Source organism: Alloacidobacterium sp., assembly GCF_035631355.1.
Taxonomy (GTDB): domain Bacteria; phylum Acidobacteriota; class Terriglobia; order Terriglobales; family Acidobacteriaceae; genus Alloacidobacterium.
The window spans coordinates 43,132-52,149 of sequence record NZ_DASQIX010000062.1 but is presented as its reverse complement, the minus strand read 5'-3'; the positions used below and the strand labels follow the sequence as shown (position 1 = coordinate 52,149).

General features: G+C 51.8%; 8 protein-coding genes. 6 read left to right on the top strand and 2 right to left on the bottom strand.

From position 1 onward, the window contains the following. Nucleotides 1-486: 486 nt before the first annotated feature. Together VEV40_RS11625 and VEV40_RS11620 are read right to left on the bottom strand one after the other, a co-directional pair. Nucleotides 487-771, bottom strand: a complete 285-nt coding sequence (locus VEV40_RS11625; protein ID WP_324832502.1) for a hypothetical protein — start codon at nt 769-771, stop codon at nt 487-489. 504 nt (nt 772-1,275) lie between these two features. Further along, the gene (locus tag VEV40_RS11620) at nt 1,276-1,779 is read right to left on the bottom strand and encodes a hypothetical protein (protein WP_324832501.1); all 504 of its coding nucleotides are present in this window, start codon (nt 1,777-1,779) and stop codon (nt 1,276-1,278) included. Between the two features lie 839 nt (nt 1,780-2,618). On the opposite strand from VEV40_RS11620, the gene VEV40_RS11615 reads away from it, so the two are divergent. From VEV40_RS11615 to VEV40_RS11590, 6 genes are all read left to right on the top strand, one after another. Further along, nucleotides 2,619-3,161: a DUF4136 domain-containing protein gene (locus VEV40_RS11615; RefSeq protein ID WP_324832499.1), complete on the top strand. Its 543-nt coding sequence runs from the start codon at nt 2,619-2,621 to the stop codon at nt 3,159-3,161. Nucleotides 3,162-3,429: 268 nt separating this feature from the next. Continuing rightward, a complete protein-coding gene (locus tag VEV40_RS11610; RefSeq protein WP_324832498.1) occupies nt 3,430-3,936 on the top strand; it encodes a hypothetical protein in 507 nt (168 codons plus the stop codon). A gap of 180 nt (nt 3,937-4,116) precedes the next feature. Continuing rightward, nucleotides 4,117-4,719 carry a hypothetical protein gene (locus VEV40_RS11605; RefSeq protein ID WP_324832497.1) on the top strand — a complete coding sequence of 201 codons (603 nt, stop codon included), beginning with the start codon at nt 4,117-4,119 and terminating at the stop codon, nt 4,717-4,719. Between the two features lie 356 nt (nt 4,720-5,075). Continuing rightward, nucleotides 5,076-5,312: a hypothetical protein gene (locus tag VEV40_RS11600; protein ID WP_324832496.1), complete on the top strand. Its 237-nt coding sequence runs from the start codon at nt 5,076-5,078 to the stop codon at nt 5,310-5,312. 687 nt (nt 5,313-5,999) lie between these two features. Next, a complete protein-coding gene (locus VEV40_RS11595) occupies nt 6,000-8,234 on the top strand; it encodes a PAS domain S-box protein (RefSeq protein WP_324832495.1) in 2,235 nt (744 codons plus the stop codon). Next, a complete protein-coding gene (locus VEV40_RS11590) occupies nt 8,231-8,872 on the top strand; it encodes a response regulator transcription factor (RefSeq protein WP_324832494.1) in 642 nt (213 codons plus the stop codon). Before VEV40_RS11595 ends, VEV40_RS11590 begins: the two co-directional genes overlap by 4 nt. Nucleotides 8,873-9,018 lie beyond the last annotated feature (146 nt).

The following is a 9,018-nucleotide window of genomic DNA, read 5'->3' as shown; positions in this document are numbered from 1 at the left end:
CGTTGCTTGTCTGCTCTGCGCTGGTATCGACCGCACATTGAGACAGTCTACGACAGGCATGGACAGCTAACTCGGGCCCCCGGAAATTTTGCATCAAGGGGAGGGGAGGGAGGAACCATTATGCAAGAGAAAGCAAACTTTCAGCCGTGCCTAAAACCAAGACCAGCAAAACCACAACAGGAAAGAACGCCAGTCGCGCCGCAGAGGATGCGGCGAAAAAAGCACAGAGGACCGAACAAAAGTACGACGAGAAGCGCGGAATCTTTACGAAATGATTGTGATTGCGCTGCTCATAAAATGCGAAACGCCAGTGAATGCTTCAGTTCACTGGCGCCACAATTCTGTAGCCCTCCCCCAAGTGCTACTCAATGATGGAACTGTAGCTGTTCTTCCTTTCCTTCCGAAACCCCTCTTTGGGTTTCCTTGCTGCAGCAACTTGTAATCATCAAGAGGTTACCGGCGAAAAGTGCTAAAGGCTATACCCGGTCATTTCGGTACGTCTTCCTCCTTTGGTTGATACCAGGCTTCGCGTTTCTGCGGAAACAGCCTCTCGCGTTGAGACACTAATGAAGCCATGACTCGACTGGCCAGGAATGTGGCGTATTCGATCTCTTTGTCGAGCTCTGGGTTGGAACTTGTGTTTTCAAATGTCGCCGGCCACTTCGCTGTCCGAATCGCCAGGACAAGACAGGTAGCGATCAAGAGCGAAGGTCCAAGTTTGGGCCAATCCGTGGAAACGTTGTAGCCGCCGATCTCAGGTTCAGAAGGCATGTTTCGTCCTCCGCGCCCACGCTTCAAAATCACCAGATAGTCTGCCCTTGAATATTTCGGCTGCAAGATAGCGCCGTCGCTCGCCACACAATGGACAGGTATGGATAATCCATGAGTCCGGCATGATGTGCTCTGGGGCAACTATGTTCTCTCGGCAGCGCTTACAGGTGATAACGAAATCGTGAATTCGTTGCGGCGGTCCGTGGAACACGCCATCCATAATAGCGAAGAAAAGGAGAAAATAATTCACAATATAAGCATTCAAATAAATCTTTTAGATTCAGATAAATATGGCGATATTGCACAGCATTAGATGCAGTCATTCTGCTTGAATTCCTTCTCGTCGAAGGTATTCTTCAGAATCGGGACAACGTCATCCATGTAAGAGCGACCCGTCTGAGGGAGCTATCCGGCTACTCCTTAGAAGTGCAGTCCCATGATTTCCATTAGCGACAAAGGAAAGCGGAGCCTGTTGAGACAGGCTCCGCAAAATTGGAATATAGCTTAAGCTGCCGCTGATTTCTTCGCGGGTTTCGTCTTAGGTTTGGCAGAAAGTCTATTCGCTGTTCTCGATTTCTCTTTCGCGGCGAACTCCTGCTTTACCTTTGAAGCGATAACGTCGGGGTCCACTTTGTAGTGCTCGGCAGCTTCTTTCAGCACTGCGCCAGCATCCGTCTGACTCCGAGCAGATTGCAATATGACCATTTCCACCAGCAGCCGTCCAAGATCGCCCTCATCAGCCTTGCGAATGAAGGCACCTACCAGCTTGACAATCGATTCGCTGTCTTTCGCCCTCTTGATACTGCGATGCCGCGCAATGATCTCGAGACGACTTTCGTCAAGCAGTGCTGAGAGGTGCTCAGCTATGAAGAAAAGATCACGCTTCATGAGTCGTACCGGAACTGCGGCCACGATGGCTGCCAGCGTTCGCATACCCGTGGCTTGAGCCAAAGCCTCTTCGCGGTGGCGTTTCTCCTGCTCGGCTTGCCATTTCGTATCTTCGAGCAAGACGTGATGCCACTCATCAACGGGCGGGCGAAAGCCATGAGGCGAACACCAATCTGTCGGCTGCGCACTGCGGGACGGCTGATAGATTCCGGGTTGTCGACGCTCAGTATTTTGCCCATCGTGAGGGCCTCCTAAGTCTCTACGAGTCGCGATACCGGCTGATACCATTCGGTATCGCGGATTCTTCAAGGTACTGATTTCGTTCGCGGTAGCATTCGCTACCAGTTGGTAGCGAACGCCACCCTTTCAGGGGTGGAGTGTCGAGATACAGCTGCTGCGGAGCAGCATTTCCGTTCCTCCACGTGTCTTGGGTCCGAATCATGGCTTCACTCCCCGGGCTGACTCTATCGACTCCACCCCTGCTATTGGCTTCGCTACAGGCTTACTCCTGGGCTCTGCAGGCACTCCTGCCCTGCGCACGCGCAGGGTAGGAGTCACGCGCCGGGCATCGGAGGACTTCAGGTAATCTTGGAACTCACGATCTTTGGCGAAGACGTAGTTGAGGGCCTTAGCCACTACCTCGCCAGCGGTGGCATGGATAAGCACTGCTACTTCGATGTCATATAGCACATCATTCCCAACACCAGCGTGGGCTATGAAGGAACCACAAGTGTCCCTTGTGGCAACCCGCATCTAATGGGCGGTTGTACTGCATCTATCGATGCTCTTCGTTGTGGAGAGCCCTGCACATCAACTCGATGCGAGGCTCTGCTGATCCGAATGACAAATCAGGAATGAAGTCAATGAGATTGGCAGAAGCGACAGTTGCAACCTGTCCCGTATGCCAGTTCCATTTTTGCCCCAAAGCTCCTATTTGTTACTTCGCATAGGAGGTAAATATGTGGCCAAGACAAGTCACAACAGTTTTTTCGGCACTCGCCGTAGCTCTGCTGATACTCACCGTAGGGAGAGTCGCTGCGCAGGACGTCAGGTACAACTTCATGCCGGGGACAGACTTTTCGAAGTTTTACACCTATAAGTGGGTGGCAGTTCCAAACGCAACTTATCCGAACCAGATTGTGGATGCGCAGATCAAGGATGCCATTAATTCTCAATTGTCGGCCAAGGGCCTTACGTTGACTGATAGTGACAAGGCCGATCTTTATGTCGCCTACCAGACGTCAATCGATCAGCAAAAGCAGTGGAACGCTTACGGCATGGGCGGTGGATGGCGCTTCGGAGGCGGGATGGCGTCTGCCACCAGCTCGACCATCGACGTTGGGACGCTAGTCGTGGATATGTATGATCCGTCCACCAAACAGCTTGTTTGGACCGGACGTGCGACCAAGACACTCAATCCCAGCTCGAACCAGGAAAAGAACCAGAAGAATCTGAACAATGCCATGGCGAAGTTATTGAAGAACTACCCGCCAAAACACTAGCGGAACAGCTTCCGAGATAAATCAGGGAAGGAACATGACATGAGCAACAAAACATCTCAGGGGATCAGTGTTTCCTTGATCCTGTGCTCGCTTGTCGTTGGCTCGGTACTTACTAGCTCGGTAAACGCTCAAGGCCCGAGTTGCAGCAGCGAGTTGCCGATGTCAAAGGAACAATGGCGAAGACCAAGCAGGCCCTTGCGCAATACACCTGGAATCAAACGGCCACTATCAGCCTAAAAGGCGAGCAGAAAAACAGGAACACTTCCAGGTGCGTCTTGGTCCCGACGGTAAGCCGCAAAAGACCTCCCTTGATCCTCCGGCCCAACCAGCCGCGCAAAGTGGCGGAAGAGGAGGACGACTCAAGGAGCATGTAGTCGCAAAAAAGAAGGAGGAATACGAAGACTACGCTAACCAGATCAAGGCATTGATCCAGCAATATGTCCCTCCGGATAAGGATGCAATCGATCAAGCTCGCCAGAAGGGCAACATTGCTTTGAGCTCAGAAGCCGGCACGCCAGAGCAATACAAACTCGTAATTTCCAACTACCTCAAGCAGGGTGACGCCCTGACTCTGGTTGTGGACAAGGCACAGAAGGGTCTTGTGAGCTTATCCATCGCGAGCTACTTAAATGACCCCAAGGATGCGGTCAACGTGACGGTTCAATTTAGCGCTATTCCTGACGGACCGAATCATGTGTGGACGGAGACCATAGACGGTGTCAGCAAACAGTTAACTATTGCTATCCAGAACAGCAATTACCAGAAGACGACTTAGTCAGTCAGCCAATCTCAACGATAGTCGCTTCTCTAACTTGCTTTGTGGTGTGTGTGTGACATCGTCGACATTTTATCTCTAACTGACACTTGTGACAGTTGCTGGGGTGCCGATAACGATGTACGTTTGGGCTCTTAATGAATCGCGGGCCACTAAATTGGACATCCAGGAGTGAAGAATATGCACATACAGAGAAGATTGTCGAAGTACGTCGCAATGAACATAGTGATGCTGGGTATAGTGCTGGCTGGAAGCAGCCCTGCGTTTTCGAGAGACAAGTATGAAACGATCGACGCGCAGGCGTTCGGCACTGGCACCCAACTGGGCCAGAATATTGGGGTAACGCTGAATATCTACGAGTTCTCAACACCCGCAGACAGAACAAATCTCGTGCAGGCTTTCGAGAAGGGCCAAAATCAGGGATTGGTTACTGCGCTCCAGAAAATGAGAGCCGTAGGCCACGTCGAGATTACAGGCACATTGGGCTATGATTGCGCCTACATAGCCATGACGCCGACACCAACAGGCCGACGGATCGTTTTTGCCACCAATCGACAGATCAGGTTTGGAGAGGCCTGGACAGACAGCCAAACGATGTCCTACGACCTCACCGCCGGCGTACTGGAACTTAACGATCAGGACAAAAGTAAGAGTACTGGGTTTCTCTACCCATTAGCGCAACTGATCCTTGACAAAGAAGGCAAGCTGCAGTTGGACCTCAATCAGAATCCGTGGAAGTTACAGGATGTTATCGATTGGAAAGGCACGCAGGGAGTCAACTGATATCCTGTCTGCCACGGTTATTCTTCAAGCCGGATTCTGGAACGAGGGTTCAACAATTTGTAATAGCCGGGATAGTTTTGACTATCCAAACGAGGTAAGTTATGAAGTTCTTCCAACACCTTGCCATGCGAGGCGCTTTGCTCGCCATGTCCCTTATCCTGTTAGCTCAAGTAACCCAAGCACAGGACGAGAAAAGCAGGTACGCCTGCTCGGAGGCGAATCCCGCCTCGATTTGCACTGCCAGCAACACATGCGGATCTAGCTCAGAGCCATGCTCTGTTGATGTAAAGCGCACTGCCAATTCCGCTTCTGCGACTCCCAGCATTGAGGATGCGAAGGGAAATTCTACTTTCTGCGTGAAGGCAGGCACATCGGTGACCTGGAAGAGCGACACGAAACATCAGGGGTTCATCGTCGACATGGGCCCGAAAACACCGTTCTCGACCGGCGACATTATTGGCGGTTCAGACAAGTCCGTGAGTGTAGTTGCCAAGACTCCAGGGTGCTACAAGTACTCCGTTGGAGCGTGCCTTTCAGGAGCAATCTACGGAATGTGCGGGAACAGCATGGCTGAACTTATCGTGGTTCCGTAAGAAAAAGCGAGTACGCTCACTCTGATTGCTTTGAGCTGTTTTCGGCTTAGAGGTGTCGGGTCTTTCCCAGTTTTGTACGGAGTCGTTGTGTCTTCAATCATTTACAGTATCAACATGTACGGAGTTATTTTGCTTTCAATGAGTTATTTATAAAATAGAAAAGGCAGGGCTTAACGCCATGCCTTTTCCTGTCAGATTCTTTTCTACTTCTATTTTAGCAAATTGCCGAAAATTTCCTGCTCGCTATCCAGCGGTCTATCCCATTGAAACTAAGTTAGTTAGCGCTCAGACTGGCGTTCTTGGGGCTTGACAAGAATTCATGCAAGAAAGAGAGCCCCGTTCTCTGGCAAGTAGGCACTTCGACACGAACAGGGCAAATTATGCCAGATTTCGTCCATTTAAAGCGAAGTTAGCGTGGGTTTTACGTCATCCAATTTGTTTTGTTAACTAATAGAATTGCGCCAAAGAGTTAACCAAGAAATCGCTATCAAACTGCGGCACCGAAGCGCTACAATCGCGGCAATTCTGTTGTATTTCTTCGCGAGTTTTCCAGCAGTGGCAGTTCTGTAGAGATTGTTGCCAATCCAGACTAGCCCGGGCCCCAATGAATAAGGTACAACCGCTGGCTGAAACGAGCCGTCTGGCGCAGAGATTACGGCAACCCCACTTGATGCGTGCAAGAGGGCTATGGGGATCTTTCGAGGCACAGGGCAGCGCAATTCTTTACGTCGGTTTAGCGCGCGGGCGCTTGGCCGCTATCTATACCTAATTCTTTGTATCCTGTTGTGTGTACTTATCGGTCCCGATGCTACGTCACAGCCGAATGCGAAAAACGTACTTGTGTTGTATCCCTATGGCGAACCGCCGTCCTTCGCCGTCCTTAAGTCCACGATGCAGGCTCATATTCCTGGGCAAATCAACTTCTATACCACATCCATGTCAAATCGGCGATTCGAAGAAGAAGACTATCAAGAGAGCCTTGCGGAGACTTTCCGCCGTGGGTACTCCGGGATAAAGCTTGATGTTGTGATTGCATCTACATATCCGGTTCTTCAATTCGCAGTGCGATACCGGAACAAGATGTTTCCCGGTGTACCAATCGTTTTTTTTGATGTCTATCCCAACGAATGGGAAGGGCAGAAGATTTTGCCGGGAGTGACAGGCGTGGTCGTTCCGCTGGCTATGCACGAGACGATCGATCTCGCGCTGCATCTTCATCCGGATACAAGTACGGTTGCGGTGATTACGGGGACATCGGAATGGGAGCGGTACTGGCTCGAGCTGGCACATTCCGAACTCCTCCGTTATCGGGATAAGGTGAGAGAAATTGACATACTCGGACTCCCGGCCCCTCAGATGCTTGAGAGAATTGCTGCACTGCCTCCGCACACGGTGGTTCTGTTTCAGCTTGCACCACACGATTCAAATGAAGCAACGTTCGGTTACGTTGAGGTCCTTAGTGCGGCCGCGCAGCGGCTGCCCATCTATTCCGTCTACCCAGGGCTTGGTTTGACTCATGGGGGAATTGGTGGAGCGTACCGTGATATTCCCAAAGATGTGAAGCTGACTGGAGAAATGGCAGCAAGGGTGGTATCGGGTGAGCGGCCCGAGAACATTCCCATTGTGCGCGACTCCAGTGTTCAGGTAGAGGTGGACTGGCGGGCACTTCAGCACTGGCACATTCGAGAGTCGGCTTTGCCGCCCGGAAGCTTGATCCTCGATCGTCCCCCAACGATTTGGGAGCAATATCGAAAATACCTGCTTGCCTCTATCGCGCTGATTGTTGCTCAGACACTTCTGATTATCGGACTGCTGTGGCAACGGGCACGCAAACGGAAGGCGGAAGCAGTTATGCGCGAGAGCGAAGAACGCTTCCGCGTGATGGCCGATAGTACTCCTTCGCTCGTGTGGATGTGCGACTCGCATGGCAAGGTTACGTATTTGAATGAACGGCGCATTGCGTTTACGGGGCCAGAACCAACGGCGGGGTATGGCGATAGCTGGATCGCATACATCCACCCGGACGATATGCAGAACGTTCTGGATGCTCTTTTCAAAGCCCTGAAGGAACGCAGGCCATTTTCGAAGGAGTACCGTCTGCGCCGGAGCGATGGAGTCTATCGACGAATGTTCGATGTTGCGTCTCCGAGGATGAATGGAGATGGATCCTTCGCCGGATTCATTGGCTCGGCAATTGATGTGACGGACCAGAAGCTGGCCCAGCAAACGCTGGAAAAAGTGAGTGGTCGACTGATCGAGGCGCAGGAGCAAGAGCGTGGACGGATTGCGAGGGAATTGCACGACGATATTTGCCAGAGGCTGGCATTGCTCTCGATGGAAATTGAGCAGGCGAATCGCAATGCCAACGGATCATCAAAGAACCTGGAGGAGATCCGGAAACACTGCTCCGAGATTGCAGGTGATGTGCAATCGCTGTCACATCAACTGCACTCCTCGAAACTCGACTACCTGGGAGTGGTAGCTGCGATCAGAGGCTTTTGCAGCGAGTTCTCAAAACAGCATGACGTGAACATTGAGTTTATGGACAGGAATGTGCCTGGAAATCTGCCCAAAGAAGTTTCATTGTGCCTATTCCGTGTTGCCCAGGAAGCTCTGCATAACGCGGTGAAGTATAGCGGTGTGAGCCAGTTCTCTGTAAAGATAAGCAGCATCGTTGACGAGGTGCGGCTTGAGGTTCGCGATGCGGGCGCGGGCTTTGAGGCGGAAGAGGCGAAGAGCCGAGGGTTGGGACTTGTGAGCATGCAGGAACGGGTACATCTGGTGCATGGCAGGCTCTCAGTCGAATCGCAACCGGGAAAGGGAACAGTTGTACTTGCTATTGTGCCGCTTGTTGTTCAGAATGGAGAGTCTTTAGAAGATGGGGCCCTGAATGAAACCTCGAGCGTGACGAGGATGGCATGAAACGAACCACCATTTTGCTGGCAGATGACCACACGATGTTTAGTGCCGGTCTCCAGAAACTGCTTGAACCTGAATTTGAGGTGATTGGTTGCGTTCAGGATGGCCGCGCGTTGATCAAAGCAGCCGTGGAGAAGAACCCCGATCTTGTGCTGGTCGATGTGGGAATGCCGTTATTGAATGGGCTCGACGCAGGGCGAGAGCTGAAGAAGCTGATGCCTCGGCTAAAACTCATCTTCCTCACGATGAATCCCGATGCGGAAATTGCGAGCGAAGCCTTCCGGATCGGGGCCGCCGGTTACCTGCTGAAGAGCTCAGCGGGAGAGGAACTTCTGCAGGCTGTCCATTACGTAATTCGCGGAACTTCTTATGTTACTCCGCAGATCGGCCGCGCCATGGAGGAAAGATTCATCCGCGATCCAATGTCGCTCAATCGCCCCAAGATGCTGACCGACCGGCAGCGGGAGGTACTGCAAATGCTCGCAGAGGGCAGGCCCATGAAGGAAGTTGCTTTCAATCTCCAGATATCGCTTAGAACTGTGCGTTTTCATAAGTACAAGATCATGGAGGAATTGGGAATCAAAACAAATTCCGAGCTAGTGCAGTACGCCATCAAGCACTCGGTTATTTCCCCTCCCTAATTCGCGGCCACGCCTTATGCCTCCTACCGTCCTTCAATTCTGAGCCCTCAAGAAATCGATCAAGACTGTCGCAAGTGACAGTACTCCTTATCCTCCGCGTGTAGTGAAGTAACGATTAAAGAAGGTCCCAATTGCCGGCGGAGCCG

Excerpts from the sequence above, each read along its gene's own strand:
- VEV40_RS11605 (WP_324832497.1), top strand. The coding sequence starts at position 4,117 with ATGCACATACAGAGAAGATTGTCGAAGTACGTCGCAATGAACATAGTG.
- VEV40_RS11625 (WP_324832502.1), bottom strand. The coding sequence starts at position 771 with ATGCCTTCTGAACCTGAGATCGGCGGCTACAACGTTTCCACGGATTGG.
- VEV40_RS11595 (WP_324832495.1), top strand. The coding sequence starts at position 6,000 with ATGGGGATCTTTCGAGGCACAGGGCAGCGCAATTCTTTACGTCGGTTT.
- VEV40_RS11615 (WP_324832499.1), top strand. The coding sequence starts at position 2,619 with ATGTGGCCAAGACAAGTCACAACAGTTTTTTCGGCACTCGCCGTAGCT.
- VEV40_RS11590 (WP_324832494.1), top strand. The coding sequence starts at position 8,231 with ATGAAACGAACCACCATTTTGCTGGCAGATGACCACACGATGTTTAGT.